The sequence below is a fragment of the Methylobacterium sp. WL18 genome (assembly GCF_008040015.1).
Classification (GTDB): domain Bacteria; phylum Pseudomonadota; class Alphaproteobacteria; order Rhizobiales; family Beijerinckiaceae; genus Methylobacterium; species Methylobacterium mesophilicum.
This window is the reverse complement of record NZ_VRVD01001171.1, coordinates 1-719: the sequence shown is the minus strand read 5'-3', so window position 1 is coordinate 719 and position 719 is coordinate 1. Positions and strand designations below refer to the sequence as shown.

The window sequence follows — 719 nt, the reverse complement described above, 5'->3', positions numbered from 1 at the left end:
CGCCGATGCTCTGGGCCAGGATGCCCACGGCCCCGAAGCCCGTCGTGGCGATCGAGCCGGCCTGGACCACCGTCACGGCGCCGCCTTGGCCCGCCGTTCGTCCGGAACCGCCGAGCGTCAGGCTGCCGGATTTCTCCGACACGCCGGCCGGATCCTCCGGAGGCGCGATCCGCGCGATGTCGAGCGCGGCCAGCAGGGCGTCCGCCAGGGCCTGCGCGTCGCTCGTGGAATTGCTTTTGGCCTCGGTCTTGGCGTCGGTCTTGGCGTCGGTCTTGGATTCCCCCTTCCCGGAAGCTGTCGTCCCGTTCTCCGCGGCAGGCGTGTCGTCGTCGGCCGTCGCGGCGGAGGGCGCGGAAAAGCTCCCGCCGCCGCCGCCGATGCTCTGGGCGACCACCGCATGCGCCTCGGTCCCCGTGGTGGTCACCGCGCCGCTATTCTCGACCCGAACCGATCCGCCATGCGCCCCGGTCCCCCCGGAGCCGCCCACGGTCAGGTTGAGGGTCAGGCCCTTGTTCGCGCTGCTGTTGGCGATGGTCGCGGCGACGCCGTTGCCGCCACCGCCGCCGATGCTCTGCGCGTAGAGGCCGTAGGCGGCCTCCTCCGCGGTGGCGACGAGGCCGGTATTCACGATCTTGACCGTGCCGCCGGTGTTGCCGCTGCCGCCGGTGCCGCCGAGCGTCGCCGAGACGTTGGTCTGGTTGGTCGCCTCCGCGAAGGCG

1 pseudogene is annotated in these 719 nt (G+C 72.7%); it reads right to left on the bottom strand.

The window, feature by feature from the left end:
• Positions 1-719: pseudogene (locus FV228_RS31610) on the bottom strand (autotransporter outer membrane beta-barrel domain-containing protein); the annotation flags it as partial.